This window comes from Micromonospora sp. NPDC005087 (assembly GCF_042872965.1).
Taxonomy (GTDB): domain Bacteria; phylum Actinomycetota; class Actinomycetes; order Mycobacteriales; family Micromonosporaceae; genus Micromonospora.
Genome location: NZ_JBIALB010000008.1, coordinates 24486 through 51421, shown reverse-complemented (window position 1 = coordinate 51421; position 26936 = coordinate 24486). Strand labels below are relative to the sequence as shown.

Below are 26936 nucleotides of genomic sequence, written 5' to 3'. Positions count from 1 at the left end.
GGAACGATGGGGGCGGGGCGGCTGATCGCCGTACTGGTGACAGCGCTGCTGGCCGGTTGCGCGCCGGCCACCGCCGTGGCGGACGGGTCCACCGCCGCCCCGGTCGTGCCGTCGGCGCGCCGGGCGCCCGAGGGGTCGTACGTCGTCGGCGTGCGTACGCTCACCCTCGATCCCCGCTCGGCGCGCCCCCTGCCGGTGACCATCTGGTACCCGGCGTCACCCGACGGGGTGGCCGCCGGGCGGTTCCCGGTGGTCATCTACAGCCACGGCCTGGACAGCCGGCCCGGGCTGCACGCAGGGCTGACCACGCGCTGGGCGGCGGCCGGCTTCGTGGTGGCCGCTCCCGCGTTCCCGCACACCCGGCGCGGTGCCGCCCGGTTCACCCGAGCCGACGTCCGCAACCAGCCGGCCGACTGCTGGCGGCTCATCCGGCACCTGAGCCGTCTCGACACCGACCCGGATGATCCGCTCGCCGGTCACCTGGCCCTGGCATCGATCGCCGCCGCCGGCCACTCGGCCGGCGGCTTCACCACGGCCGGCATGTTCGCCGAGGGGCACCAGGCCCGGCTGCGCGCCGGGATCGTGATCGCCGGGGGCGGACTGCCCGGCAGTTTCGCCGGGCCGGCCGCGCCCCTGCTCTTCGTGCACGGCACGGCCGACCCGGTGGTGCCGGTCGCGGTCGGCCGGGCCGCGTACGGGCGTACCCCCGGCCCGGCCGCCTTTCTCAGCCTGCTCGGCCAGGACCACGGCGCGTACCTCACCCCGGACAGTCCGGGGTTCGCCCCCGTCCTCGCCACCACCACCGACTTTCTCCGCTGGACCCTCTACGACGACAGCGCGGCCGGCGCCCGCCTCCCCGCCGACGCCCGCACCCCCACCCTGACCCGCTACGAGTCCCGCCCGGCCCGCTGACGACCCCGGCCGCCCCGCTACCGGCCGGGATGCTGGACGCGCCAGCGGGCCGGATCGGCACGCTCACCGTGCCGACGATCTCGGTGTCAGCCCAGATCGAGTTCAAGCAGATGTACCCGATCTGGATGCCGGAGCGCCCGCGCCGACCAAAGGACGCCGACGACCTGGCCCGGCTGCGCGCCGCCGTCCCGCCGGCCGGAGAAGACTGAGCGCTGGGTGAGCGGGTGGCCACGCCACACCGAACGCGACCGAGCGGGTCAGCCGGGCAGGGCACAATTGAGTTCATGTCCCGTCGCGTCACCCCCGCGCTGCTGGCCAGCGCCCTGCTCACGGCCGGCCTGGTCGGCTGCACCGCGGACGCCCGGCAGGCCGAGAGCGGGCCGGCACCGGTCGAGCCCTCCTCCGTCGCCTCGGCGACGCCGCGGGTACCCGCCGGGACCGCGCCACAGCGAGCCTTCGCCGTCGGCGTACGCCAGCTCAAGCTGAACCGGGACGGCCGGGCGCTGCCGGTGACGCTCTGGTACCCGGCGGCCGGGGAGGCCGGCGGGGCGGTCAAGCGGTCGGCGGCGGCAGCGGCCGGCCGGTTTCCCGTGGTGATGTTCAGTCACGGCCTGGGCGGGCGGCCGGACGACTACGCCACGCTGCTGACCCGGTGGGCGGCGGCGGGCTTCGTGGTGGCCGCGCCGGCCTTCCCGCACACCTCCCGGGGCGGCGACGGCAACGTCCTCGACGTGCTCAACCAGCCGGCCGACGTGTCCTACACGCTGACCGAGGTGCTGGCGCTCGACGGCAAGGCGGGCGACCCGCTTCGCGGCCGGCTGGACGCCGAGCGGGTGGCCGCGGCCGGGCACTCGGCCGGCGGGGTGACCACCATCGGCCTGTTCACCGCCAGCCGGGACGAACGGCTGGACGCCGGCGTGGTGTTCGCCGGCACGGCGCTCGGCGTGGGTACGGCGTTCGCCGGCGCGGCCGCGCCCCAGCTGTTCGTGCACGGCGAGCTGGACGAGGTGGTCGACTACGCGGCGGGCCGGGCCGCGTACGACAAGGTGCCCTGGCCGAAGGCGATGCTGAGCCTGCCGAAGGGCGACCACGGGCGGGCGCTGCTCAGCGACGGCGCGGCGCTGCGGGTGGTCTCGGACACCTCCGTCGAGTTCCTCCGCTGGACGCTGTACGGCGACCCGGCGGCCAAGAAGCGCATCTCCACCGACGCGAAGCGCGGCGACATCGCCACCTTCGACGACCACCTGTAGGTAGCCGGCCGGGCGAAGGCGCGGATCATGAAAGCAACGCCGCGGACGCGTCAGGCGGTGTGGTCGACGACGACCTTGCCGAAGGCGTCACCGGAGTGCAGCCGGGCGAAGGCGTCCTCGACCCGGCTGAACGGGACGACGCTGTCCACCACCGGGCGCACGTCGCTGTCCGCGCAGAACGCCAGCAGCTCGTACAGCTCGCCGGGCGTGCCCATCGAGGTGCCCAGGATCTCCAGCTGCATGGCGAAGACCCGGCGGAGGTTGACCGCCGGCTCGTGACCGGCGGTGGCGCCGGAGACCACGATCCGGGCCATCGGCGCTGCCGACTTCATCGAGTGGTCGAAGGTGGCCGCGCCGACCGTCTCGATCACCACGTCGACCCGTTCCGGCAGCCGGGCACCCGGTTCCACGGCGGTGGCGCCGAGCGCGGTGATCCGCTCCCGCTTGGTGGCGTCGCGGCTGGTCGCGTACACCCGCTTACCCATCGCGACGGCGAGCGCGACGGCCGCGGTGGCCACGCCGCCGCCCGCGCCCTGCACCAGCACGCTGTCGGCGTCCTCGACACGGCCCTTGGTGGTCAACATCCGCCACGCGGTCAGCCAGGCCGTGGGCAGGCAGGCCGCGTCGGTCGCCGCCATCCCGTCGGGCAGCGGGACCAGGTTCGACCGGGGTACGGCGACCCGCTCGGCGAGGGTGCCGGGGAAGTACTCGGAGAGGATGGAGACCCCGCGCGGGTCACCCCGGGTGACCACCACCGGGTAGACGACCACCTGGTTGCCCTCCGGGTCCACGCCGACCGCGTCGCAGCCGAGGATCATCGGCAGCTGGGCCTCGGTGAGCCCCACCCCCCGCAGCGACCAGAGGTCGTGGTGGTTGAGCGAGGTGGCGCGCAGCTGCACGGTCACCCAGTCGTCCGCCGGGTGGGTCGGCTCGGGCCGCTCACCGACAGTGAGCGCGGCGAGCGGGTCGGCGTCGTCGAAGCGGGAGGCGAAGGCAGCACGCATGATCGGCACGGTAACAAGCCGAACGCCGGTTAAGAAGGGGCCCTTCCACACACCCGGCGTTAGGAAGGGACCCTTCCTATGCACCAGGCGTTAAGAAGGTGCCCTTCCTTACCGGCGGGCGACGCCGTCGCGGCGGGCCGCCTCGGCGACCGCCTCGGCCACCGCCGGGGCGACCCGGGGGTCCAGCGGCGACGGGACGATCGCCTCGGCGGTCAGCGACTCGGCCACCACTCCGGCGATGGCGTCCGCGGCGGCGACCTTCATGCCCTCGGTGATCCGGGTGGCCCGCGCGTCCAGCGCGCCCCGGAACACCCCGGGGAAGGCGAGCACGTTGTTGATCTGGTTGGGGTAGTCGCTGCGCCCGGTGGCGACCACCGCGACGTGCCGGGCGGCCACCTCGGGGTGCACCTCCGGGGTCGGGTTGGCCAGCGCGAACACGATCCCGCCGGGTGCCATGCCGGCGACCGCGGCCTCCGGGATCTGCCCGCCGGAGACGCCGATCAGCACGTCCGCGCCGCGCAGCGCCTCGGTGATGTCACCCTGCCGACCGTCGGCGTTGGTGGTCGCGGCCAGCTCGGCCTTGGTGCCGGTCAGCTCGGTACGGTGCCGGCCGATGATGCCCTTGGAGTCGCAGACCACCACCTGGTCGGGGTTGACGCCCCCGGCGACCAGCATCTTCGTCACGGCCACACCGGCCGCGCCGGCGCCGCTCACCGCGACCCGCAGGTCACCGAGCTTGCGGTTGAGCAGGGTGGCGGCGTTGCGCAGCGCGGCGAGCACCACGATCGCGGTGCCGTGCTGGTCGTCGTGGAAGACCGGGATGTCCAGCGCCTCGTCGAGCCGGCGCTCCACCTCGAAGCAGCGCGGCGCGCTGATGTCCTCCAGGTTGATCCCGCCGAACGAGGGGGCCAGCGCCCGCACCACGGCGACGATCTCGTCCACGTCCTGGGTGTCCAGACAGATTGGCACCGCGTCGACCCCGGCGAACTGCTTGAACAGCACCGCCTTGCCCTCCATCACCGGCAGCGCGGCACGCGGGCCGATGTTGCCGAGCCCGAGCACCGCCGAGCCGTCGGTGACCACCGCGACGGCGTGCGACACCCAGGTGTAGTCGTCGACCAGGTCGGGGTCGGCGGCGATCGCCTCACACACCCGGGCCACCCCCGGGGTGTACGCGAGGGAGAGGTCCTCCCGGCTGGTGAGCGGCACCGTCGAGGTGACGGCCATCTTGCCGCCCCGGTGCAGCTGGAAGACGGGATCAGCGGGGTCCACGGTGGACGAAGGCATGGCGGTGACTCCAGGATCTGTCGAGCAGACGGGGCGGCCGGCCCGGCCGCGAGGTGGGCGGCGAGCGGTGGCACGCGGTGCGGGGGGTCACCCGGGCACTTTCCGAGCATAGTGTCGACACTGCCACTCGGATGTGAGCAGGGTCATAACGGTCGACGCGGGACCCGTCCGGGGCGCGGCCAGTAGCGGGCCACCACCCGCCCCCGCACGTCGGCCACCCCGTACGCGCGGGAGTCGTCGGTGACCAGGTCGTTGTCCCCGCGCAGCCACCAGCCGCCGTCCTGTGCCCGGACCGCCCGTTTCACCACCAGCAGCTCGGGACGGGTACGGAAGACCGCGACCACCACGTCACCGGGGCGGATCGGACGACCGTGCGGGCGGACCAGCACCGCGTCGCCGTGCCGCAGCGTCGGCGCCATGGACGGGCCGGTCACCAGGATGGCGGTCAGCGGCCCGCGCAGCCGGGGAGCCCCCGCCGGGTGATCGGCCCGCACTGGTTTCACCTCCACCCGCTTCGGGGAGCATTCCCAGGAGTAATGTCGCCTTTGATCATCGCAAACTTCCCATGGAGGATCCCGATGCGACTTCCACGCATCCTTGCGCCCCGCGTCTCCGCGAGCGCTCACTGCGACCTGCCGTGCGGCGTCTACGACCCGGCCCAGGCCCGGATCGAGGCCGAGTCGGTCAAAATGATCTGCGAGAAGTACCAGGCGAACACCGACCCGGAGTTCCGCACCCGGGCGGTCATCATCAAGGAGCAGCGCGCCGAGCTGGTCAAGCACCACCTGTGGGTGCTCTGGACCGACTACTTCAAGGCCCCGCACTTCGAGAAGTACCCGAACCTGCACACCCTGTTCAACGAGGCCACCAAGCTCGCCGGCGCCGGTGGCGTCAAGGGCAGCCTCGACCCGGCCACCGCCGACAAGCTGCTCGCGAAGATCGATGAGATCTCGAAGATCTTCTGGGAGACCAAGAAGGCGTGACCGCACCCGTCACCCCGACGATCCGGCCGGCACGTCCCGAGGATGTGCCGGCCGTCGTCGCCATGGTTCACGAGCTGGCGGAGTACGAACGCGCCCCGGACCAGTGCCACCTCACCACCGAACAGTTGACCTCGGCCCTGTTCACGACTACTCCAGGTCGCGGCGTGGCGTCAGACGCGCCGAGCTGGAGTGGTGGTGCGACCGCACCGGCGCTCTTCGGCCACGTCGCGGTCGACGAGCACGACCAGCCGATCGGCTTCGCGCTGTGGTTCCTCAACTTCTCCACCTGGGCCGGCGTGCACGGCGTCTACCTGGAGGACCTCTACGTCCGACCGGCCGCCCGGGGCACCGGTGCGGGCCGGCTGCTGCTCGCCACCCTGGCCGACATCTGCGTACGACGCGGCTACCGGCGGCTGGAGTGGTGGATGATCAACTGGAACCCGGCCGCCGGGTTCTACGCCTCCATCGGCGCGGAGCAGATGAGCGAGTGGGTCCCCTACCGGCTCAGCGGCGACGCACTGCGTGACCTCGCCAGCCAGGCCACCGCCGCTGGCACGCGCCCGGGCGACTGACCGGGTAGAGTCCCCGACCGGGGGGATGAGGCGTGACTCAACTGACCGGCCAGCCAGCGACCGACGACGACGTGGTGCACCTCACGGTGCCCGCCGACGGCGGCTACCTCGGCGTGCTCCGTACCGCCACCGCCGGTCTCGCGGCCCGGTTGCAGTTCGCGCTCGACGAGATCGAGGATCTGCGGATCGCGGTCGACGAGGCGTGCGCCATGCTGCTCGCCATCGCCACCCGCGACGCCGAGCTGGAGTGCCGGTTCTCGGTCACCGAGGACGCGCTGACCGTCGAGGTCACCGTGCCGACCGTGCGCGGCGCCACCCTGCCCGCCGAGTCGTCCTTCGCCTGGAAGGTGCTCACCGCGCTGACCACGTCGGCGTCCACCACGGCCGCCGACGGCCGGGCGACGATCTCGCTGTTGACCCGCCGCTCCGGCGGCTATTGACCCACCCGTTCACCCCGTCGGGCGCGGAGCCCGGTCACTCGAAACCGAGCGCCCGGGTCGTCGGGGGGCTCACCAACAGCCAGCTGACGCCCAGGCCCAGTGCCATCAGCGGCACGCCGAGCCAGCCCAGCCCGGCCTGGATCATGAACCACCCGATCGGCAGCAGCATCAGCTGAAGCACGATCGCGGGGGCGCGCGCGCCGGCCTGACGGCGCAGCAGCGCGCGGCCCAGTGCCCAGAGCACGACCGCCGCCCCGACGGCGAACGCGGTCACCAGCAGGGCTGACAGCAGATCGCGGGTGGCGGCGGTGAGATCGGCCCAGACCAGCCAGGCGGCGATCAGCCCGACGGCGACCGCCTCCGCCCACAGCAGCCGCACCGCCCAGCGGAGCGTGACGGGAATCGGGGCCGAGTCGATGGTCACGCGCGCCACGATACCCGGGCTACCGGAAGGTACAGTGCCGCCCATGCGGGCCGTCCTGGTGGTCAATCCGAAGGCCACCACCACCAGCGAACGCAGCCGGGACGTGCTTGTCCGGGCGCTGCGCAGCGAAGTCGACCTCAGCGTGCGCTACACCCGCCGGCGTGGGCACGCCATGGCGCTGGCCCGGGAGGCCGCCGCGGAGGGGGTCGACCTGGTCGTCACCCTGGGTGGCGACGGCACCGTCAACGAGGTGGTGAACGGCCTGATGACGGCCGAGCCGCCCGCCGGCGCCGATGGCGCCACGCTGGCCGAGCGGCTGCCCGCGCTGGCGACCGTTCCGGGTGGCTCGACCAACGTGTTCGCCCGCGCGCTGGGCCTTCCCCGGGAGTGGCCGGAGGGGACCAGCATGATCCTCGAAGGGCTGCGTCTCGGTCGACACCGGACGATCGGGCTGGGGCGCGCGGACGATCGCTACTTCACCTTCTGCGCCGGGTTCGGCCTGGACGCCGCCGTGATCCACCGGGTGGAGCAGGCACGTCGTCGGGGGCGCGTCTCCACTCCGGGTCTCTACCTGCGCTCGATCATGAACCAGTACTTCCTCGCCTCGGACCGACGGCACCCGGCGATCAGGTTGGAGCGTCCCGGTGAGCCCGCGGAAGGCGAGCTGGCGACCGTCATCATCCAGAACACCGCGCCGTGGACGTACCTGGGCGATCGGGAGATCAACCCGAACCCGGAGGCGTCGTTCGACCTCGGGCTGGACGTGCTGGCGTTGCGTCAGCTCCGGGTGGCCAGCACAACACGGACGGTGACGCAGTTCCTGTCCCGGCGGCCGGATCCACGCGGCCGGCAGGTGTTACGACTCCATGACACGGCGGAGTTCACGCTGGTCTCCAACCGCCCACAGGCGTTCCAGCTGGACGGCGACTACCTCGGCGAGCGGGAGAAAGTCAGATTCACATCCGTTCCCGCCGCACTGAGAGTAATCTGCTAGGTCTCGGGTACTGCCCTAGGTCGACGCGGCCGCCACAACTGCATCGACACGGTCGCCGCCACACCGAGGGGCAGGTGCCGGAAATGTCAGCAATGTCACGTGGACTGTACTATATTGATCCTCGGCTGTGGCACGGCGGGTAACCAGGAAGGCACTGGAACCCGGACAAATGGGTTGTGGGCTTGCTCACCGCCCGGAGTTTTTCCGAGCGTCACCCTTGACATCGCGAATGTTCGTGAAAGTATTCACAAGCGAACTTGAGTTACCGGGACATTGCCTGGATATGCTCGTCAGGTTGAGCTGTTCCAGCAGGTCCCCCGGGGCTAACCGCCTGCTCACGCACTGCCGAATGGACCGACGCGAACTGTCACCATCGGCTTTGCGGATGCATATAGGAAAAGCACTACAAGCAATAATTGCCACCCCATCCAGAATGAGGAGTGTTGCCGCCATGGACTGGCGTCACCATGCTGTCTGCCGCGACGAGGACCCGGAGCTGTTCTTCCCTATCGGGACGTCCGGACCGGCTCTCCTGCAGGTCGAGCAGGCCAAGGCCGTCTGCAGGCGCTGCTCCGTGACCGACCAGTGCCTGCAGTGGGCGCTCGAGTCGGGTCAGGACGCCGGCGTCTGGGGCGGAATGAGCGAGGAGGAGCGGCGCGCTGTCAAACGTCGCGGCGGCCTCCGGGTCCTGCGCGCTCACTCCGCCTGATCCCACGACACAGCTGTACGCCCCGGCGGGTCCGCCCGCCGGGGCGTTCCGCTTTCCTACCCCGCTGATCATTCGCAAGCCGGCGACCTCGGTCACACCGCCGGCGCCAGGACTCGACCGGACCACTCGTCGACCCGCCGCAGCACCAGCTCGACCAGCTCCGGGGCGTCGGTCAACGGGTCGGCCACCGCCACCGCGCCGGCCGCCCGGGCCGCCTCGGCCACCGCGTCGTGAAAGAGGCCCGGCGCCAGGAAGTACCCGGCGACCGCCACCCGGCGAGCGCCGGCCGCCCGTAGCCGGGCCACCGCGACACCGGTCTCCGGCGGAGCCGCCGAGGCGTACGACACCCGGCAGGGCACCCCGAACTCCGCGCCGAGCGCGTCCGCCACCAGGCCCACCGAGCCACGCGCCCGCGTGTCCCGGGTGCCCGCCGCTGCCAGCACCAGCGCGTCGAAGCGGCCCGTCCACGACTCGCCGAGCCGGCGTCGCAGCCCGGCCAGCAGAGCCCGGTCCACCGTGCCGTCCGCCGGACCGAGCACGTCGGTCACCCGTACCTCCAGGGGAGGCCCGGCCCGCGCCGCGGCGGCGACGGCCGCCGGGATGTCGACCCGACGGTGGTACGCGGCGGTCAGCAGCAGCGGCACCAGCACCGCCCGGCGGTGGCCGGCCGCCGCCAACCCGCGCAGCACCTCGGTCGGCCCCGGCTCGGTGTGGTCCAGCCAGCTCGTCCACACCGGGGTGTCCGGACGGGCGGCCGACACCGCCCGGCCCAGCGCCCGGGTGGCCTCGGCCGCTCGGGGATCACGGCTGCCGTGCGCGACCAGCACCACCGGATCCGCCCCGCCGGCCACACGCAGGCCGGTCGGGGTCGTCGACGGGGAGGTCAGACGTGCAGTCCGCACTCGGACTTCTCGAACATGGCCCACCGGCCGGCCCGCGCGTCCTCGCCGGCCTTGGTCCGACGGGTGCACGGCCAGCAGCCGATCGAGCCGTAGCCCTGCTTGAACAGCTCGTTGACCGGCACGTTCCAGCGGGCGATGTAGGCGTCCACGTCGCCCTGCGACCAGGCCGCGATCGGGTTGACCTTGACCTTGCCCCGCCGCCCGTCGAAGGTCACCACCGGCGTGTTGGCCCGGGTCGGCGACTCGTCCCGGCGCAGGCCCGCGGCCCAGGCGTCGTACCCGGTCAGCGCCCGCTCCAGCGGCTCCACCTTGCGCAGCTGGCAGCAGTCGTCCGGTGACTTGTTGAACAGCCGGGGACCGTACTGGCCGTCCTGCTGACCGACGGTGAGCCGAGGGCGGATCGACCGGACGTTCACCGGCAGCGTCCGCGCCACCTCGTCCCGCACCCGGAGGGTCTCCGGGAAATGGAGGCCGGTGTCGAGGAAGACCACGTCCACCCCCGGGGCGACCCGGGACACCAGGTGGGCCAGCACGGCGTCGGCCATCGAGCTGGTGACGCAGAACCGGTCGCCGAAGGTCTGCGCCGCCCAACGGGCGATCTCCAGCGCCGGGGCGCCCTCCAGCTCCCGACCCGCCTGCTCGGCCAGCGCCCGCAGCTCGTCAGGGCTGCGCCGGGTCGGATCGGCCGGGGTCGGACCGCCCGGACCGACCAGGCCGAGGCCGGCGGCGGAGACGAGGCTCACCGGTTCACCGCCCGGGAGAGCAGCCCGGTGAACTTCACCGAGAAGACCCGGGCGCAGGCGTGGCACTCCCAGGCGCCGTGCCCCGCCTCGTGCGGCCGTAGATCCTCCTCGCCGCAGTACGGGCAGTACAGGGGTGCCGCTCGGTTCTCGCTGCTCATCGCAGTTCCTCCTCGTCGACTCTGATCACCCAGTTGGCGAACGTCTCGCCCTCGCTCCGGCCGGCCAGGTAGCGCAGGGCCAGTCGTTCCACGTACTCCGGAAGCTCCTCGGCGGTGGTCTTCAGGCCGCGCAGCTTGCGCCCGAAACCGGCGGTCTGCCCCTGCGCCATGCCCAGGCCGCCACCCAGGTGCACCTGGAAGCCCTCGACGTGCCGACCGTCCGGGCCGACCACCAGCTGGCCCTTGAGTCCGATGTCGGCCACCTGGGTGCGCGCGCAAGCGTTCGGGCAGCCGTTGATGTGGATCGAGATGTCGGCATCGAAGTCGCGCAGCCGCTGCTCCAGCCGGGCCACCAGCTCCTCGCCGCGGGCCTTCGTCTCGACGATGGCGAGCTTGCAGTACTCGATGCCGGTGCACGCCATGGTGCCGCGCCGCCAGGCCGACGGCCGGGCCTCCAGGCCGATCGCGCGCAGCGCGTCGACCAACGACTCGGTCCGCTCCGACGGCACGTCGAGCACCAGCAGCTTCTGGTACGGGGTGAGCCGCACCCGGTCACTGCCGTGCGCCTCGACCACGTCGGCCAGCTGGGCGAGCTGCGCGCCGGAGACCCGCCCGACGACCGGGGCGGCGCCGACGTAGTGCCGCCCGTCGGCCTGCTCGTGCACCCCAACGTGGTCGATCGGCTTCGCCGGCAGGTCCGGCGCCGGGCCGTCGAGCAGCGTCCGGCCGAGGTAGTCCTGCTCCAGGACCTCGCGGAAACGCTCGATGCCCCAGTCGGCCACCAGGAACTTCAACCGGGCGCGGTTACGCAGCCGCCGGTAGCCGTAGTCGCGGAAGATCCCGACCACGCCGGCCCACACGTCGGGGATCTCGGCCATCGGCACCCAGACGCCGAGTCGCTGGGCCAGCATCGGGTTAGTGGAGAGGCCGCCACCGACCCAGACGTCGAAGCCGGGGCCGTGTTCGGGGTGGTCGACGCCGAGGAAGGCGATGTCGTTCGACTCGTACGGGGTGTCCACCAGCCAGGAGATCGACGTCTTGAACTTGCGGGGCAGGTTGGAGAACTGCTTGTCCCCGACGTACCGGGCGACGATCTCGTCGAGCGCCGGCGTGGGGTCGAGCAGCTCGTCGCGGGCCACCCCGGCGACCGGGCTGCCCAGCACGATCCGGGGGCAGTCGCCGCACGCCTCGGTGGTCTGCAGGCCGACCGACTCCAGTCGGCGCCAGATCTCCGGCATGTCCTCGACCCGGATCCAGTGGTACTGGATGTTCTGCCGGTCGGTGATGTCGGCGGTGTCCCGGGCGAACTCCCGGGAGATGTCCGCGATGACCCGCAGCTGGGCCAGGCTGAGCTGGCCGCCGTCGATGCGGACCCGGAGCATGAAGAACTCGTCCTCCAGCTCGTGCGGCTCCAGCACCGCGGTGCGCCCACCGTCGATGCCGGCCCTGCGCTGGGTGTAGAGGCCCCACCAGCGGAACCGGCCGCGCAGGTCCTGCGGGTCGATGGAGGCGAAGCCGCCGTGCGCGTAGATGGTCTCGATCCGGGCCCGGACGTTGAGCGGGTCGTCGTCCTTCTTGATCCGCTCGTTGGGGTTGAGCGGCTCGCGGTGGCCGAGCGCCCACTGACCCTCACCCCGCGGCCGGCGCGTCACCGTCCGGGCAGGGCGGGCCGTCGGGTCCTCGGAACGGGCCGGGATGCTGCTGACCGCCATCGCGGCGTCCTCCGTTGTCTGCTGTGCCTCGGGGCGGGCGCGGGGCGCGGCGGCCGGCCCGTCGAGAGCGGGCGGGACAACGGTGTCTGAGACAGCCGGCGCGGAGCGCGCCCGAGACAGATGGGTCGGGCGTCGTCAGTTGGCCGGACAGATCGCGCTGCGCACGCGGCCGTAATCAACGTGGCGACGAGCCACGAAGCGGCGGACGACAGCGGCGGTCATGGGCTCATGCTGCCACACCGCATGGGGGCCGGCCAATGAGCGCGTGCCGGATCCCACATCACGGGCCGGGCCAGCCGTGACAGGCTCGGACGGTGGGCATATTGTCCGAAAAGTCGCCCGAGGCGGTGCGAGGTCGGCTGCACCGCGTCCCGGTCTGGCTTCCTCCGGCGGTGCTGACCCTGGCGGTCACCGGCGCTGGGCTGGGCTCGGCCCAGCTCTGGCGCGACGAGCTGGCCACCTGGAGCGCCGCCACCCGGTCGCCCGGCGACCTGGTCCGGCTGGCCGGCACCATCGACGCCGCCACCGGCCCGTACTACCTGTTGCTGCACGGCTGGCTCGCGATCGTCGGCGACTCCACGGTGGCCCTGCGCGCGCCGGCCGCGCTGGCGATGACCGTCGCCGCCGGGCTGCTCGCCGTGCTCGGCGCGCAGCTTGCCGACCGGCGTACCGGTCTGTTCGCCGGGCTGCTCTTCGCGCTGCTCCCCGGCACCTCCCGCTACGGGCAGGAGGCCCGCCCGTACGCCCTGGCCACCGCGCTCGCGGTCCTTGCCACCCTGCTGCTGGTGAGTGCGTTGCGTCGGCCCGGCTGGGCCCGCTGGGGCGGTTACGCCGCCGCGGTGGCCGCGCTCGGGCTCACCCATCTGATCGCCCTCACCCTGCTCGCCGCACACGCGCTGGTCGTGCTGGTCACCTGGTGGCGGGGCTCCGCCGTAGCCGGGGTGGCCGAGTCGGACGGGACCGGCGAGGTGGGGCGGCCGGATCGGCGGGTGTGGCGGTGGGTGGTCGCGGTGGTGCCGGCCGCGCTGCTGGTGAGCCCGCTGCTGCTGAAGGCCGGCACACAGCGTTCCCGACAGTTGGACTGGGTTGCGTCGGCCCGCCTGGACGACCTGAGCGCGCTGCCCGGTGGCGTGGCCCAGAGCTCCGTGGTGGGCGGGCTGCTGGTGGGGATCGCCGCGCTTGGTGCGGCCCGCCTCGGCCGACGGGCCCTGCTGCCGGTGAGCGCGGTGCTGCTGCCCGTCCTGCTGCTCTTCGCCGCCGGGACGGTCGTGCCGCTGTGGGTACCCCGGTATCTGGTCTTCGTGGTGCCGTTCGCCTGCCTGCTGGCCGGCGCGGCGCTGGCCGGGGTGAGCGCGCCGGCCGCGCTGGCCGTGGTGGTCCTCGCCGGGCTGCTCGGCCTGCCCGACCAGGCGGCGCTGCGGCGGACCCACGAGTGGCCGCGCAGCGCGCCGGTGGACTACGCGGGTGCCGCCCGGGTGATCGCCGACGGGCAGCGGCCCGGGGACGCGGTGGTCTATTCGCCCCGGGACAGTTGGCTCTTCCTGGATCTGGGCGTCGAGTACCACCTGGGGAACCCGCCGCGGGACGTGCTGGTCGCCGAGGACGAGGTTCGTCGGGGCGATCTGTGGGCCGCGGAGTGCCCGCGACCGGCGCGGTGCCTGGCCGGCACGCCACGGGTCTGGCTGGTCGTCGCCGGGCGGCATGCCGAACCGTTGGCCACCGTGCCGGGCGCCAAGGGTGACGCGTTGCGCGCGGACTTCACCATCGCGCGTGTCTGGCAGCGCCCCGGCCTGACCGTCGCCCTGCTGACCAGCCGCCCCGGCCGCTGACCTGTCCGGCAGACGGGGCGGACCCGCCCGGGTGCGGAAAACCCAAGGCCGGCGGGGGTCGGGTCGGCAGGTGGGTCAGGGTTGCGAGCGGCCGTCGGGCGCGCTGCGGGCCAGCGGTACGACGAGCACCGCCTCGGTGCCGCCGTTGGCGCCGGCGCGCAGCGCGATGGTGCCGCGCAGCTCCCCGGTGACCAGGGCCCGGACGATCTGGAGGCCCAGCCGGCTGCCGCTCTCGGCATCGAAGTCGGGTGGCAGCCCGCGTCCGTTGTCCGCCACGGAGACGTGCAGCATCTTGCGGAACCGGTGCGCCGAGACGACAACCTCGGGCCGCCCGGCCGGGTCGGTCCCGGGTACGACGGCGGGCACCACGTCGGCCGGCGCGGACGGGACGAGAGCGTCGTCCGCTTCGTCAGCGGGCGGGAAGCCGTGCTCGACGGCGTTGAGCAGCAACTCGTTGAGGACCATCACCAGCGAGGTGGCGATCTCCGCGGGCAGCACGCCGAAGCTGCCCCGCCGGCGCATGCCGACGCTCACCTCGGTCGCCGCGACCTCGGTCGCCGCGCTCGCCACCCGGTCGACGATGCCGTCGAACTCGACCGCCTCGTCGCTGGACATGGAGAGCGTCTCGTGCACCAGGGCGATCGAGGCGACCCGGCGAACCGACTCCTCCAGGGCGACCCGGGCCTCCGGCATGGCGACCCGGCGGGCCTGCAACCGCAGCAGCGCGGCCACCGTCTGGAGGTTGTTCTTCACCCGGTGGTGGATCTCCCGGATGGTGGCGTCCTTGGTGATCAGTGCCCGGTCCCGGCGGCGGACCTCGGTGATGTCCCGGACCAGGACCAGCGCGCCGATCGGCACCCCGGCGGGCATCAGTGGCAGCGCCCGGGTGAGCATCGTGGCGCCCCGCGCGTCGATCTCCCGGCGGGGCGGCGCCTCGCCGCGCAGCGCGGCCAGGATCCCGTTCGCCGCCTCGGTGCCGTCCAGCGGATCGCCGGCCAGCCGGCGGTGCAGCGCGGCCAGATCCTCCCCCACCAGGTGGGAGGCGTAGCCCAACCGGCGGTACGCGGACTGCGCGTTCGGGCTGGCGTAGGTGACCTTGCCGCCGGCGTCGAGCCGCACCAGGCCGTCCCCGACCCGCGGGGCGGAAGTGGTCTCGCCCGGGTGCCGGGGCGGCGGGAAGGTGCCGTCCGCGATCATCTGGGCCAGGTCGTCGGCCGTGGTCAGGTAGTTGAGCTCCAGCTGGCTGGGGGTACGCGCGGTGGAGAGGTTGGTGTCCCGGCCCACCACCGCGATCACCTCGCCGGCCTCCCCCTCGGCGGTGCGCAGCCGGACCGGGATCGCCTCGTGCCGGGCCGGTACGTCGCCGTACCAGACCGGGTCGCCCTCCCTCCAGATCCGGCCCTGGGAGTAGGCCACGCCCAGGTGGGCCACCTCCGGCCCGCCGACGATCCGCCCCACCTGGTCATCCTGGTACGCGGTGGGCGCGGTCGTCGGGCGGACCTGGGCGACGCAGAGGAAGGTGCCGTCCGTGTCGACCGGCACCCAGAGCAGCAGATCGGCGAAGGACAGGTCGGAGAGCAGTTGCCAGTCGCCGGCGATCCGGTGCAGGTGGTCGATGTCGGCCGGACGGAGACGGGTGTGCTCCTCGGCGAGGTCGCGCAGCGTGGACACGATGACCAGCGTGCCACGCCGCGACTCACATCGTCGCGGTGACCTTCTTCAGCCCGCGCGGCGCGTCCGGATCCTCGCCCCGGGTCAGCGCCAACGCCATCGCCAGGCGCTGCAACGGCAGGATGTCCAGCAGCGGGGCGTACCGCTCGTCGACATCGGGGACGGCGAGCCGCGTGGCGCCCGGCACGTCGGCGGAGCCGACCACCACCACGTCGGCGCGGCGCTCGCCGAGGCGGGGCAGCACCTCGCCCATCGACCGTCCGCCCGGGCCCGAGCCGACCACGGCGAGCACCGGAACCTCCGGGTCGGTCATCGCGAGCGGACCGTGCAGCAGGTCGGCGCCGGAGAAGGCGAGAGCCGGCAGGTACGAGGTCTCCATCAGCTTGAGGGCGGCCTCCCGCGCGGTCGGGTAGGCGTACCCGCGCCCGGTGGTGACCAGCTGGCGGGCGAAGCGGTAGCGCGGAGCGAGCTGCGCCGGGGTGTCGTCGGCGAGGGTGCGGGCGGCCAGCTCGGGCAGCGCGTCGAGCGCCTCCCGCTCGGCCGCCGGGAGCACGCCGTCGCCGGCACGGATCCCCTCGATGAGCATCAACAGGGCGAGCAGCTCGGCGGTGTACGTCTTGGTGGCGGCCACCGCCCGCTCGTGCCCGGCCGCGATGTCGACGCTCAGCTCGGCCACCTCCACCAGCGGGGAGTCCGGGGCGTTGGTCACCGCGAGGGTCAGCGCGCCGGAGGCCCGCGCGGCGCGCAGCACCTCGGCCAGGTCGGGCGAGCCGCCGCTCTGGCTGACCCCGACGACCAGCGCGTCGGACAGGTCGGGGCGGGCGCCGAACAGGGTGACCGCGCTGGGCGAGGCGAGCCCGGCGGGCAGCCCGAGCCGGATCTCGGCCAGGTACGCCCCGTAGAGGGCCGCGTGGTCGGAGGTGCCCCGGGCGGTGAAGACCACGTGCCGTGGCCGACGCTCGGCGACGGCAGCCGCCACCCGGGCGATCTCCCCGGCGTTGGCGGTGGAGAGCAGGCGCGCGTAGCCGGCCGGCTGCTCCTCGATGTCGGCGGCCATCCCGGCCCCTGCACGCGTCACGGACGCTCCCCTCTTGCGCGGTTCCCGCGCGTTTCCTGCTCAGTCTTGCACCTTTCAAACTATCCGAGCAATCGAACGAGCAGCACTGCGCAGTTGATCACCGAATGATCTCAATATCAACTAGGCTTGTCCCGCTCCAACCGGTGTCGCTGCGACGAGAGGACGATGTGCCCGAGGGAAGGGACGACCCCGCGCTCTCCGCGACGGAGGAGCTGGCCCTGGCCCGGCTGGCACTGGACGAGGGCGACCTCCACCACGCCGCCGGCCACCTCGCCGGCGCGCTGGCCCGGGCGCCGACCCTGCCGGAGGTGCACGAGACGTTGGCCCGGCTGGCCGCGGTCAGCGGGGGCGGGCTCGACCTCTTCCCGATCAACCACCACACCTTCGTCGGCGCGGTCGTCGCCCGCGCCCACCTGCTGGCCGCCGCCGGCCGACCGGCCGAGGGGCTGGACCTGCTGGCTGCGGCCACCGGGTACGCGCCCGGCACGGAGTGGGCCGGCGTGCCATGGGTGATCGCACCCGAACTGGCCGAGCGACTGGACCCGGAGCACATCGCCCGGATCCTCATGCAGGTCTGTGCCGCGTTGCCCGACCCGGTGCCGCGCGTCGGCCGGGGCGCGCTCGCGCCGTACCTCGCGCTGGCCCGCAACGCGGTCACCGTCCGCCCCGAGCACGGGCTGCTGCTGGGCGCGGGGTCCGCGCTGGCCAGGCGGCTCGGCGAGGTCACGCTGGCGATCCGCTGGGCCACCCGCGGCGTACGGTCCCAGCCCTCGAAGATGGGCGAGGTCTGGCTCGGGTACGCGTACCGCAGCGGCGGCCGCACCCGTGAGGCCCTCGCGGCGCTCGGCCGGGCCGTCGCGCTGGACCCCGACGACCTGGCCATCTACGCCGACATCGCCGGCACCCTGGCCGAGACCGGCCGGCTGGACGAGGCGCTGGAGTGGACCGAGCGGGCGCTCGCTCGGGACCCGTCGTTCGACTGCGCAGTGCACACCGCCCACCGCCTGCGGCACCTGCGCGACGGCGACCTCGCCCACCTGGTCGCGCTCGCCGACTTCGTCCGTGACCACCCGGACGACAGCCACGAGCACGGCGATCTGGCCCAGTGCTGCCGGGGTCGGCCGTGGCTCGGCCAGTTGACGCCGGCCGGCGGCCCGCTGGTCGACGCTCTGCGCCAGGCGGTGGCCGACGACGACAATGGTCTCGGGACTGCCGTACGCCTGCCGGCGGCGGCCCCGCCGAGCGCCGTGCGGACGGCCACGGCGGCGGCACCCGGGCTGCGGATCGAGGTCGCCGGCGCGGTGGAGCCGGACCCACGAGAACCGCGACGGGCCACCACCCGACGCCTGTGGCACTACGCGGACACCCTCCCGACGCCCGCGCTGCCGGCGCCCTCGGCGGCGGCGGTCGAGCGGATCGGGCAGGTCGCCCATCCGGCGTGGCCGCACCCGCCGGCGGCCTACGACGCGGCGGTGGGCCTGGCCGGCCTGGACCTGGCCGACCTGCTCGGGCTGCTGGTGCATCCGCCGGCGGCGCCGGCCAACGCGCTGGGCCGGCTCCTGGCCGCCCAGGACCCGTCGGTCTGGGTGCGCGGCGTGCAGGTGTGGGCCTGCCTGGGGCTGCTGCACCACCGCACCGACGAGCCGTGGGACGACTCGACCCGGCGCCGGGTACTGCTGGACCTGGTCTGGGGCGTGGAGGACTGGATCACCGAGGCGGCACTGTTCGCCCTGGTCACCGCTGCCTGGGTGGACCCGGGGGTGCGATCGGACGTGGCCCAGGTGGTGGCCGAGCGGCTGGCCGACGCGGCAGCGGTGGCCCGGGCCCGGCCGGTCCCGATCGCCGTCTCACTGGCCCACCTGGCGCTGGCCGCTCCGGCACTGGACCCGGCCACCGCCGCGCTCGCCATCGAGTTGCTCGGCGACCCGCCGCCGCCCCGACTTCCGCGCCCCCGCAATCCACTTCGCCGCCTCTGGCGACGCCTCACCACACCCCGACGTCGTCGCTGACCCTGGAGAAACGGCCGCGCCGCGCCGTCCCCGGTGGGGCCAGCGCGGCGCGGGAGTTCCGGGTCAGGCGACCGGGGCCTTGCCGAGAGCGATCTCGGCCTCCTCCTCCGGGGTGGCCTGCGCCGGCGCCTCGTTCGCGGTGCGCAGCGGGATCTCCTTGATGAACCAGGCGAGCACCGGGATCACGACGGTGAACAGCACCGCCCAGAGGAAGACGTGCGAGATCGCGTCGGCGAGACCGCCGAGCACCAGTTCGCGCGCCTGGGCGGGCAGTTCCTTGAGCTTCGCCAGGTCCATCCCGCCGCCCTCGCCACCGAAGGCGCCGCCCGCGCTGGAGCCGGCCAGCCGGCTGGCGAAGATCGCGCCGAACAGGGAGATGCCGAACGAGCCGCCGATCGACCGGAAGAAGGTGGCCGCGCCGCTGGCCGCGCCGAGGTCCTTCTGCTCCACGCTGTTCTGCGCGATCAGCATGGACGTCTGCATGAGGAAGCCCATGCCAGCGCCCAGCACGACCATGTACAGCGAGGACTGCAGCTTGCTCGTGTCGGTGTCGAGCATGGTCAGCAGCGCCATACCCGTGGCCATCACCACGCCACCGACGATCGGGTACACCCGGTACCTGCCGGTCTTCGTGATCGCCCGCCCGATGACCAGCGAGACGACCAGCATGCCGAACATCAGCGGCAGCAGCAGCAGGCCGCTGTTGGTGGCCGAGGCGCCCTGCACGGTCTGCTGGTAGAGCGGCAGGAAGTTCATCGCGCCGAACATCGCGAAACCGAGCAGGAAGCCGATCAGCGAGATCAGTGCGAAGTTGCGGTTGGCAAAGAGGGACAGCGGGAGGATCGGCTCGGCGACACGGCGCTCGACCAAGCCGAACGCCACCAGCGCGAGCACGGACAGTACGGCCAGGCCGAGGATCTGCGGGGACGACCAGTCGTACTCGTTGCCGCCCCAGGTGGTGATCAGCACGATCGCGGTGATGCCGACGGAGAGCAGCCCGGCGCCGAGCCAGTCGATCCGGTGCTCGGTGCGGTACTTCGGCAGGTGCATGGTGGTGATCAGCAGCAGCAGCGCGACGCCGCCCAGCGGCAGGTTCACGTAGAACGCCCAGCGCCACGAGAGGTGGTCGGTGATGAAGCCGCCGACCAGCGGGCCGGCCACCATGGCGATGGCCATGATCCCGGCGATCATGCCCTGGTAGCGCCCGCGCTCGCGGGGCGGGACCAGGTCACCGATGATCGCCATCACGCCGACCATGAGGCCGCCGGCGCCCAGACCCTGCACGGCCCGGAAGGCGATGAGCTGCACCATGCCGTCCTGGGGACCGCCCAGCATTCCGGAGCCGGCCATGCCGCAGAGCGCGGAGCCGAGCAGGAAGATGCCGACCGAGGTCAGGAAGACGGACTTGCGCCCGTAGAGGTCACCGAGCTTGCCCCAGATGGGGGTGGAGACGGTGGTGCCGAGGACGTACGCGGTGACCACCCACGTGAAGTGGTTGAGGCCGCCGAACTCGCCCACGATGCGCGGCAGCGCGGTGCTGACGATCATGTTGTCGAGCATTGCGAGCATCATCGCGATCATCAGCCCGAACAGCACGACCCGTACGTTGGGTCGCGCGCCGGCCTGGGTTGCCTGAGTCATGGGTAAGCTCCCCCCGAGGATTGCGTACTTACTTGCCGCCCGGCTAGTCACCTTACTAGCCGCACGGTAAGTTGGGCGGCAAGTGACGGTCAAGCCAATTGGAGGGCGTGGGTGAGGGAGAGCACAGGCGGCACCCGCGAGCGGATCAAGGCCGTCGCGCTGGAGCTCTTCACCGAGCAGGGGTACGAGAAGACCTCGCTACGCGAGATCGCCGAGCGCCTCAACGTCACCAAGGCGGCGCTCTACTACCACTTCAAGAGCAAGGACGACATCGTCGCCAGCTTCGTCGAGGACCGGCTGGAGCGGATGGACGAGCTGACCGCCTGGGCCGAGTCGCAGCCGGCGACCCTGGCCACCCGGCGCGCGCTGATCTCCCGGTACGCCGACACAATGTTCGCCGGCGACCAGCCCTCGGTGATGCGCTTCTTCGAGCAGAACCAGACCGTGCTCAAGAGCCTCGCCTCCGGCCAGCAGATGCGCGGCCGGATGATGCAGTTGGCCAACGCGCTCTGCCGGGGCGACGACTCCCCCGTCGCCCAGCTGCGCGCCGTGCTGTCGCTGTTCGCCGTGCACAGCAGCTGGTTCGCCGTCCGGGCGCCGCACATCACCGACGACGAGCGCCGCCGGATCGCCCTGGAGGTGGCCGACGAGCTGCTGGCCGCCATCGGCGCGCAGCCCGACGAGAGTGGGACCCCGGCCGCCTCGGGCAGCTCGCAGGACTGACCGGCCGGCGGCTCAGCCCCGGGGCAGCTCCAGCCGCAGGCCGAGCAGGTCCACGCCCGGCGCCGGCGCCCAGTCCTTCTCCGGGCAGCGAACGAAGCCGAGCCGCTCGTACAGCCGGTGCGCCGAGACGGCCATCCCCGCACGGACGCAGATCACCACGGCCGCGCAGCCCAGCTCGGCCGCGCGGTCGACGCACGCCTGGGCCAGCGCCGCGCCAACGCCCCGGCCCTGCGCGGCCGGGTCGACCGCGAGCATCCGGAACTCCGCCTCACCCGGGCCGGACAGCTCGGCGAACGGGGTGCCCGACAGCACGAAGGTGACCGAGCCGAGCACCGCCCCGGTCGCCTCGTCCACCGCCACCAGCACCTCACCGCTGGTGGCCCGGGTCGACACGTCGGCCAGCACCGCGCCGTACCCGTGCTCGCCCTTGAGCTGGCCGTCCGCCTCGTACGCGGCCACGGTCAGCTGAGCCACCGCCGGAAAGTCGCCCGGGTCGGCGCGCCGGACCAGCAGGCCGCTCAATCGATCACCGCGATGAGGTCGCCGTCCTGCACGACATCGCCCTCGTTGACGGCGAGCTGCTTGACCACACCGTCGGACTCGGCGATGACCGGGATCTCCATCTTCATCGACTCCAGGATCACCAGGGTGTCGCCCTCGGACACGGTGTCGCCGGTCGACGCGACGACCTTCCAGACGTTCGCCACCATCTCGGCGCGGATCTCCTCGGCCATGTCCAGGCCCTCCCTTTTCCCGATGTGCCTGCCGACGTATCCAATCATGCGGCGACCGACGGTGGGCCCGGAGCGGCGGCCCGGGTGCCGCGACCGCCCCGCCGGAAGGCGTCGGGTGCCGGCCGCACTACCATCAGCGGGTCGGACCCGACGCCGGGCGGCCGGTGGGTACACCGGCGCCGAGGCCGCGCGCAGGGCGGATCCGACCCATCACGAGGAGGTCAGCATGGCGAAGAAGTCCCGGAAGAAGAAGGCACGGAAGAAGAACGCCGCAAACCACGGCAAGCGTCCCAACTCCTGAACGCGCCGACGGGCCGACGGCCCGTCACCGGTCAGACCAACCCGGCGGACGCCGGGTACGCCGGTGGCCCGGGTCGAGATCGACCCGGGCCACCGGTTTCGTTCGTCGGGCCGACGCTCAGTCGGCGAGTTCGCGGGAGTCGCTGGTCTCGAAGACCACCAGCTCGGTGAGCTTGACCCGGAGCCGCTCGCGCAGCTCGTCCGGCGCGGTCTCGTTGCCGCAGCAACGCGCCACCAGCGCCCGCACCTCCTGCTCGAGCCCGTACTCGCGCAGGCACGGCCCGCACTCGTCCAGGTGGTGCCGGATCAGCGTGCGCCGCTCGTCGGCGCACTCCAGATCCAGGTAGAGGTAGACCTCCGCGAGCACCTCACGGCAGTCCGTCTCGTGCGGCTCCCCACAGCTCACGTCACACCTCCCGGCCGGCAGCGGCAGCGGTCGAACCCTTCGAGGAACGGGCCGCGCTGAAGCCTCGCTCCCCGGCGTACTGCTCGAGCAGCTTGCGCAGATTACGACGGCCCCGGTGCAGGCGCGACATCACCGTGCCGATCGGCGTACCCATGATGTCGGCGACCTCCTTGTAGGAGAAGCCCTCGACGTCGGTGAGGTAGACGGCGAGCCGGAACTCCTCCGGCAACTGCTGGAGGGCCTCCTTGACGTCGCTGTCCGGCAGCCGGTCCAGGGCCTCGGTCTCCGCCGAGCGCAGCCCACTGGAGGTGTGCGACTCGGCCTCGGCCAGCTGCCAGTCGGTGATCTCCTCGGTGGGCGCCTGGATCGGCTGGCGCTGCCGCTTGCGGTAGGAGTTGATGTAGGTGTTGGTCAGGATCCGGTAGAGCCAGGCCTTCAGGTTGGTGCCCTGCTCGAACTGGTGGAAGGCGGCGTACGCCTTCAGGTAGGTCTCCTGGACCAGATCCTCGGCATCCGCCGGGTTACGCGTCATCCGTAGCCCAGCAGCGTAGAGCTGATCGACGAATGGCATCGCGTCCCGCTCGAAACGGGCCCTGCGCTCGTCCGTCTTCTCGGTGGTCAACCGCACATCCCCTCGCGTCGGATGCTTTCCCGCCGAGGATACGCGCACGGACCTGCCCACAGATTCACTTCCGGCCGGTGTGCCCGTGCTCACCGCACCCGCCCCGCCCGGTCCCGCCGTCGCGGGCCAGTCCGGGCCATCCAGCAGCTGCTTCAGCTGCCGGGCGTCCCGCTCGTCCCGTTCCCGGCTCCGTGTTTCGGTCGGCACCGGCCACCCCCTCGCAGAAAAGTCGTCCGCGGGTAGTAACGCGAGAAGACGGGTGGGGCATTCCGGCCGGCCCTCCCGTTCCTGGCCCCGGCCCCGGCGACGGCCGGCGCTGGGACCAGGAAGGGCCTGGGAGGATTTGGCCCCGCCCGCCCGAATCCGGTAGGCGGCGCCACCGGATGCAACGACCCGCGCCCGGCACCGGACACGGTTCGCCCGGCCGACCGGGTCAGCCGGCCGCCCAGCCCTGGGCGCGGAGCCAGTCCCGCACCGCGGCCGCCGTACCGGCCGGATCCTTGCGCAGGTCGTGCGTCTCCCCCGGCCGGGTCACCACCTGCACGGCCGGCCCCGGCTCCGGCACCCCGAACGGATCCCGGTCGCCGTTGACCACCAGCGTCGGCAGCCCGGTGGCCAGCTCGGCGGCCCGGGAGCGCTCCGGTCGCCCGGGCGGGTGCAGCGGAAAGGCCAGCGCGACGACGCCGGCCGCACCCACCGCGCGGGCCGTCCGACAGGCCACCCGAGCGCCGCTGGAGCGACCGCCGACGAGCAGCGTCGGGACGTTGGGCTGCCGGTCGCGCAACGCGGCGAGCACCGCCGTCCAGGCGTCGTCGAGGTGCCCGGCGGGAGCCGGCGCGCGGCGGCCGGCGACCCGGTAGGGCTGGGTCACCCGCACCACCGCCAGACCGAGCTCGACGGCCGCGTCACGCACCGCGAGCAGGTCGGGGGCGTCCACGCTGCCGCCCGCACCGTGCCCGAGCACCAGCAGGGCGGCGGCCGGCCCGATCGGCAGGTCGGTGTCGATCCGCGCCGGACCGCGCGTGGTCCCGATCTCGTCGCTGGGCAGCACGGACCCATTCTGCGCCGCCCCGTCCGGCGCCCGGGACGGGACCGGTGGTCAGCTCAGCGGGACCAGGGTGAGCAGACGGTCCCGCACCGGCGGGCCCGCCTCGTCCACGGCGTCCGGATCCGGTTCGACCTGGCCACGCCAGGCCACCAGCATCGCCCGCCGCTCGCGGGGCGTCGTGGCGCCCCACACGCCGTGACAGTCACCCACCTCCAGCGCCCAGGCCAGACAGGACCCCTGGACGTCGCAACTGCGGCACAGCGCGACGGCGGCGTCCGCCGGCTCGTTCGGCGCCGGAAAGAACGTTTCCGGATCGACGCTCTGGCATGTCCCTCTGGTGCGCCAGGCGTCATCCTGTCGGCGTTCCCGCAAGGCCCGCAGCAGTCGCGGATCTCGCCGCGCCGCGGCCACCTCGTGCGGACGGGGCATACGCGCCCGTGTCATTCACCCACCTCCCCCGTGGGACCGGCAAGATCGGTGGATGTCGTCCGCCCCGTGCGAATCGACACCCACTACCGGCGCTGTGTTCTATCGCACTTACGGACGCCGAGACAAGGGCCTGCCGGGAAGATGACTGAACGGCCAGGCGACGAATCACGCGCAACCCCAGCAAATCGGCGCCCGACGATGCGCACGAGCCTCAGAACAGGGTCAGCTCCTGCGCAGCCGTCGTCGGTGCCAGCGGCACCCGGGCGATCAACTGCGGCCCGTCGTTGCGGACGTCACCCACTGCCGGCCCGACCGGACGGATCTCCAACCGGGCCAGCTGGTCGGTCGCCGGCGGGGCGAGCAACCCGTCCGGCTCCCCGGTCGGCGCCAGCCACGACGACCACCGCTCGGGCGGCAGCAGCACCGGCATCCGGTCGTGCACCTCGGCCAGCTCACCGAGCGCCGCGGTGGTCAGCACGCTGAAGGTGAGCCGGGATTCGGCCCCGGACTCCCAGATCGACCAGATCCCGGCCAGGGCGAGCACCGAGCCGTCGGTGGGGGTCATGTAATACGCCTGCCGCCCCCCGTCGGGTTGGCGGACCCACTCGTACCAGCCGTCGGCCGGGACCAGGCAGCGGCGACGGGCGAACGCCCCGGCGTACGCCCGGCTGGTGGCGACCGTCTCCGCCCGCGCGTTGATCATGCGGGCCGCGCCGGCGGCCGATCGCGACCAGTGCGGCAGGAGGCCCCAGCGGCCGACGCAGAGACTGCGGTGCCCCTCGGGGGTGACCCGGACCAGCGGCACCGGGTCGGTCGGCGCGACGTTGTGGTCCGGCCGGATCCGGCCGTCGGTGTCGTCGGACGACTCGAACAGCGCGCTCAGCTCGCCGGAGCTCCGGGTCGTCGCGTACCTGCCGCACATGGGCACACGCTAACCCGTCGACGGCCCGCCGGCTGTCCCGCCAACCGGGAGCAGGACCGCCGGTCACCGCCGCCCACCGGCCGACACGGCAGAATGTAACCGTGGGGAACCTGACAGCAACCCGGCCGCCGCAGCCGTGGACCGCACCGACCGCCTCCGATCCGGTGGCGGCCACGCTGCGCCTGCCCGGGTCCAAGTCGATGACCGCGCGCGCCCTGGTGCTCAGCGCGCTGGCCGCCGGCCCGTCGACACTGGCCGGGCCGCTTCGCGCCCGGGACACCGAGCTGATGGCGGCCGGCCTACGGGCGATGGGCGCGCACGTGTCGATCAGCGACGACGAGCGCTGGCTGGTCCGGCCGCACCCGCTGGTCGGCCCGGCCCACGTGGACGTGGGGCTGGCCGGCACGGTGATGCGGTTCGTGCCGCCGGTGGCGGGGCTGGCCGACGGCCGGATCACCTTCGACGGTGACCCGCAGGCCCGCATCCGGCCACTCGGCCCGCTGATCGGCGCGCTGCGCTCGCTGGGTGTCCGGATCGACATCACCGGTGCGGGCAGCCTGCCGCTGACCGTGCTCGGCGCCGGCCGGATCACCGGCGGCGAGGTGGTGATCGACGCCTCCGCCTCCAGCCAACTGGTCTCCGGGCTGCTGCTGGCCGCCCCGCGCTTCGACCGGGGTGTCGTGGTGCGGCACGTCGGCCCGCCGGTGCCGTCCGCCCCGCACCTGCGGATGACGGTGCAGATGCTGCGCGCCGCCGGCGCGGCCGTCGACGACACCACCCCCGACGTGTGGACCGTTGAGCCCGGCCCGCTCGCCGGTCGCGGCTGGGAGATCGAGCCGGACCTCTCCGGCGCGGTGCCGTTCTTCGCCGCCGCGCTGGTCACCGGCGGCGAGGTCACCCTCCAGGGCTGGCCGCGTAGCAGCGCGCAGCCGGTCGAGCAGCTACGCTCGCTGCTGCACCGGATGGGCGGCGAGGTGACCCTCTCCACCACCGGGCTGACCGTCCGGGGCTCCGGCGTGGTGCACGGCCTCACCGCCGACCTCTCCGACGTGAGCGAGCTGACCCCGGCGCTGACCGCGCTGGCCATGCTGGCCGACTCGCCGTCGTCCTTCACCGGCATCGGGCACATCCGCGGCCACGAGACCGACCGGCTGACCGCGCTGGCCCGGGAGTTCGCCGCACTCGGCGCCGACGTCACCGAGGCGCCCGACGGGCTGGAGATCCGGCCCCGGCCGCTGCGCGGCGGCGTGTTCCACACCTACCACGACCACCGGATGGCACACGCCGCCGCGGTGGCCGGGCTCGCCGTGCCGGGCATCGAGGTGGACGACGTCGGGTGTACCTCCAAGACCATGCCCGAGTTCCCGGCACTATGGTCAGCGATGGTGACCGGCAAGAGCTGACGCGAGAAGAGGACAGGTCCTGGCGACCAGA

30 protein-coding genes and 1 pseudogene are annotated in these 26936 nt (G+C 73.2%); 13 read left to right on the top strand and 18 right to left on the bottom strand.

Going from position 1 to position 26936, the window contains the following annotated elements; translation table 11 throughout:
• Positions 1-6 precede the first annotated feature (6 nt).
• The 3 genes from ACFYPS_RS19720 (at position 7) to ACFYPS_RS19710 (ending at position 2162) form a co-directional block, all read left to right on the top strand.
• Complete coding sequence (locus tag ACFYPS_RS19720) at positions 7-912, top strand: alpha/beta hydrolase (protein WP_354963771.1); 906 nt, start codon at positions 7-9, stop codon at positions 910-912.
• Between the two features lie 29 nt (positions 913-941).
• Entirely contained in the window at positions 942-1121 is a 180-nt protein-coding gene (locus ACFYPS_RS19715) for a hypothetical protein (RefSeq protein WP_387325976.1), read from the top strand.
• Positions 1122-1196: 75 nt separating this feature from the next.
• Positions 1197-2162: an alpha/beta hydrolase family protein gene (locus ACFYPS_RS19710; RefSeq protein ID WP_387325973.1), complete on the top strand. Its 966-nt coding sequence runs from the start codon at positions 1197-1199 to the stop codon at positions 2160-2162.
• 50 nt (positions 2163-2212) lie between these two features.
• Here ACFYPS_RS19710 and ACFYPS_RS19705 read toward each other — a convergent pair whose 3' ends face one another.
• The 3 genes from ACFYPS_RS19705 to ACFYPS_RS19695 form a co-directional block, all read right to left on the bottom strand.
• Entirely contained in the window at positions 2213-3175 is a 963-nt protein-coding gene (locus ACFYPS_RS19705) for a zinc-binding dehydrogenase (protein ID WP_387325970.1), read from the bottom strand.
• Positions 3176-3274: 99 nt separating this feature from the next.
• Entirely contained in the window at positions 3275-4453 is a 1179-nt protein-coding gene (locus tag ACFYPS_RS19700; protein ID WP_387325967.1) for an NADP-dependent malic enzyme, read from the bottom strand.
• 143 nt (positions 4454-4596) lie between these two features.
• The gene (locus ACFYPS_RS19695; RefSeq protein WP_387325964.1) at positions 4597-4947 is read right to left on the bottom strand and encodes a S24/S26 family peptidase; all 351 of its coding nucleotides are present in this window, start codon (positions 4945-4947) and stop codon (positions 4597-4599) included.
• An 84-nt stretch (positions 4948-5031) separates the two neighbouring features.
• Here ACFYPS_RS19695 and sodN point away from each other — a divergent pair, with 84 nt between their 5' ends.
• Genes sodN through ACFYPS_RS19680 form a run of 3 tightly spaced genes read left to right on the top strand, consistent with a single transcriptional unit; the run spans position 5032 to position 6448 of the window.
• Positions 5032-5436 (top strand): superoxide dismutase, Ni, encoded by a 405-nt coding sequence (gene sodN / locus ACFYPS_RS19690; RefSeq protein WP_387325961.1) that lies wholly within the window; start codon positions 5032-5034, stop codon positions 5434-5436.
• Positions 5433-6008, top strand: a complete 576-nt coding sequence (locus tag ACFYPS_RS19685) for a GNAT family N-acetyltransferase (RefSeq protein ID WP_387325958.1) — start codon at positions 5433-5435, stop codon at positions 6006-6008. The genes sodN and ACFYPS_RS19685 overlap by 4 nt, the downstream gene beginning before the upstream one ends.
• 32 nt (positions 6009-6040) lie before the next feature.
• Entirely contained in the window at positions 6041-6448 is a 408-nt protein-coding gene (locus ACFYPS_RS19680) for an ATP-binding protein (RefSeq protein ID WP_354963763.1), read from the top strand.
• Between the two features lie 34 nt (positions 6449-6482).
• Here the strand turns inward: ACFYPS_RS19680 and ACFYPS_RS19675 are convergent, their stop codons facing one another.
• Entirely contained in the window at positions 6483-6872 is a 390-nt protein-coding gene (locus tag ACFYPS_RS19675; protein WP_387325955.1) for a hypothetical protein, read from the bottom strand.
• A gap of 43 nt (positions 6873-6915) precedes the next feature.
• Here ACFYPS_RS19675 and ACFYPS_RS19670 point away from each other — a divergent pair, with 43 nt between their 5' ends.
• Complete coding sequence (locus tag ACFYPS_RS19670; protein ID WP_387325952.1) at positions 6916-7866, top strand: diacylglycerol/lipid kinase family protein; 951 nt, start codon at positions 6916-6918, stop codon at positions 7864-7866.
• A gap of 451 nt (positions 7867-8317) precedes the next feature.
• Positions 8318-8575 carry a WhiB family transcriptional regulator gene (locus ACFYPS_RS19665; protein ID WP_007072794.1) on the top strand — a complete coding sequence of 86 codons (258 nt, stop codon included), beginning with the start codon at positions 8318-8320 and terminating at the stop codon, positions 8573-8575.
• 92 nt (positions 8576-8667) lie between these two features.
• Here the strand turns inward: ACFYPS_RS19665 and ACFYPS_RS19660 are convergent, their stop codons facing one another.
• Genes ACFYPS_RS19660 through ACFYPS_RS19645 form a run of 4 tightly spaced genes read right to left on the bottom strand, consistent with a single transcriptional unit; the run spans position 8668 to position 12090 of the window.
• Positions 8668-9477: a sirohydrochlorin chelatase gene (locus tag ACFYPS_RS19660; protein WP_387325949.1), complete on the bottom strand. Its 810-nt coding sequence runs from the start codon at positions 9475-9477 to the stop codon at positions 8668-8670.
• Positions 9459-10220, bottom strand: coding sequence for a phosphoadenylyl-sulfate reductase (locus tag ACFYPS_RS19655; protein ID WP_387325946.1), 762 nt, complete (start codon positions 10218-10220; stop codon positions 9459-9461). The genes ACFYPS_RS19660 and ACFYPS_RS19655 overlap by 19 nt, the downstream gene beginning before the upstream one ends.
• A complete protein-coding gene (locus ACFYPS_RS19650; RefSeq protein ID WP_172899052.1) occupies positions 10217-10378 on the bottom strand; it encodes a hypothetical protein in 162 nt (53 codons plus the stop codon). Before ACFYPS_RS19650 ends, ACFYPS_RS19655 begins: the two co-directional genes overlap by 4 nt.
• A complete protein-coding gene (locus ACFYPS_RS19645; protein ID WP_387325942.1) occupies positions 10375-12090 on the bottom strand; it encodes a nitrite/sulfite reductase in 1716 nt (571 codons plus the stop codon). The genes ACFYPS_RS19650 and ACFYPS_RS19645 overlap by 4 nt, the downstream gene beginning before the upstream one ends.
• A 314-nt stretch (positions 12091-12404) precedes the next feature.
• Here ACFYPS_RS19645 and ACFYPS_RS19640 point away from each other — a divergent pair, with 314 nt between their 5' ends.
• Complete coding sequence (locus tag ACFYPS_RS19640) at positions 12405-13919, top strand: glycosyltransferase family 39 protein (RefSeq protein WP_387325939.1); 1515 nt, start codon at positions 12405-12407, stop codon at positions 13917-13919.
• A gap of 75 nt (positions 13920-13994) precedes the next feature.
• Here ACFYPS_RS19640 and ACFYPS_RS19635 read toward each other — a convergent pair whose 3' ends face one another.
• Together ACFYPS_RS19635 and ACFYPS_RS19630 are read right to left on the bottom strand one after the other, a co-directional pair.
• Entirely contained in the window at positions 13995-15590 is a 1596-nt protein-coding gene (locus tag ACFYPS_RS19635) for a histidine kinase N-terminal domain-containing protein (RefSeq protein WP_387325936.1), read from the bottom strand.
• A 25-nt stretch (positions 15591-15615) separates the two neighbouring features.
• Complete coding sequence (locus ACFYPS_RS19630; RefSeq protein WP_354964005.1) at positions 15616-16647, bottom strand: SIS domain-containing protein; 1032 nt, start codon at positions 16645-16647, stop codon at positions 15616-15618.
• A 188-nt stretch (positions 16648-16835) separates the two neighbouring features.
• On the opposite strand from ACFYPS_RS19630, the gene ACFYPS_RS19625 reads away from it, so the two are divergent.
• Positions 16836-18677, top strand: coding sequence for a tetratricopeptide repeat protein (locus tag ACFYPS_RS19625; protein WP_387326211.1), 1842 nt, complete (start codon positions 16836-16838; stop codon positions 18675-18677).
• 63 nt (positions 18678-18740) lie between these two features.
• On the opposite strand, the gene ACFYPS_RS19620 is transcribed toward ACFYPS_RS19625, so the two are convergent.
• Positions 18741-20318 (bottom strand): MDR family MFS transporter, encoded by a 1578-nt coding sequence (locus ACFYPS_RS19620; RefSeq protein WP_354963756.1) that lies wholly within the window; start codon positions 20316-20318, stop codon positions 18741-18743.
• A gap of 111 nt (positions 20319-20429) precedes the next feature.
• On the opposite strand from ACFYPS_RS19620, the pseudogene ACFYPS_RS19615 reads away from it, so the two are divergent.
• Positions 20430-21078 (top strand): annotated as a pseudogene (locus ACFYPS_RS19615) (TetR/AcrR family transcriptional regulator); the annotation flags it as partial.
• On the opposite strand, the gene ACFYPS_RS19610 reads toward ACFYPS_RS19615, so the two are convergent.
• Positions 21054-21563, bottom strand: a complete 510-nt coding sequence (locus tag ACFYPS_RS19610; RefSeq protein ID WP_387326208.1) for a GNAT family N-acetyltransferase — start codon at positions 21561-21563, stop codon at positions 21054-21056. The pseudogene ACFYPS_RS19615 and the gene ACFYPS_RS19610 overlap by 25 nt on opposite strands.
• Entirely contained in the window at positions 21560-21781 is a 222-nt protein-coding gene (locus tag ACFYPS_RS19605; RefSeq protein WP_172899197.1) for a biotin/lipoyl-binding carrier protein, read from the bottom strand. Before ACFYPS_RS19605 ends, ACFYPS_RS19610 begins: the two co-directional genes overlap by 4 nt.
• Between ACFYPS_RS19605 and ACFYPS_RS19600 the strand changes: the two genes are divergently transcribed.
• Entirely contained in the window at positions 21774-22076 is a 303-nt protein-coding gene (locus ACFYPS_RS19600) for a 50S ribosomal protein bL37 (RefSeq protein WP_387325933.1), read from the top strand. The genes ACFYPS_RS19605 and ACFYPS_RS19600 overlap by 8 nt on opposite strands.
• Positions 22077-22193: 117 nt before the next feature.
• Here ACFYPS_RS19600 and rsrA read toward each other — a convergent pair whose 3' ends face one another.
• From rsrA to ACFYPS_RS19575, 5 genes are all read right to left on the bottom strand, one after another.
• Positions 22194-22481 (bottom strand): mycothiol system anti-sigma-R factor, encoded by a 288-nt coding sequence (rsrA, locus tag ACFYPS_RS19595; protein WP_089019138.1) that lies wholly within the window; start codon positions 22479-22481, stop codon positions 22194-22196.
• A 1-nt stretch (position 22482) separates the two neighbouring features.
• A complete protein-coding gene (locus ACFYPS_RS19590; protein ID WP_354963753.1) occupies positions 22483-23310 on the bottom strand; it encodes a sigma-70 family RNA polymerase sigma factor in 828 nt (275 codons plus the stop codon).
• 226 nt (positions 23311-23536) lie between these two features.
• Complete coding sequence (locus ACFYPS_RS19585) at positions 23537-24154, bottom strand: alpha/beta family hydrolase (protein WP_354963752.1); 618 nt, start codon at positions 24152-24154, stop codon at positions 23537-23539.
• A 48-nt stretch (positions 24155-24202) separates the two neighbouring features.
• Positions 24203-24595, bottom strand: a complete 393-nt coding sequence (locus ACFYPS_RS19580) for a WhiB family transcriptional regulator (protein WP_354963751.1) — start codon at positions 24593-24595, stop codon at positions 24203-24205.
• A gap of 196 nt (positions 24596-24791) precedes the next feature.
• On the bottom strand, positions 24792-25502 hold the full coding sequence (locus ACFYPS_RS19575; protein ID WP_354963750.1) for an SOS response-associated peptidase: 711 nt from the start codon (positions 25500-25502) through the stop codon (positions 24792-24794).
• Between the two features lie 101 nt (positions 25503-25603).
• Between ACFYPS_RS19575 and aroA the strand changes: the two genes are divergently transcribed.
• A complete protein-coding gene (gene aroA / locus ACFYPS_RS19570) occupies positions 25604-26905 on the top strand; it encodes a 3-phosphoshikimate 1-carboxyvinyltransferase (RefSeq protein ID WP_354963749.1) in 1302 nt (433 codons plus the stop codon).
• The last annotated feature ends 31 nt before the right edge of the window (positions 26906-26936 follow it).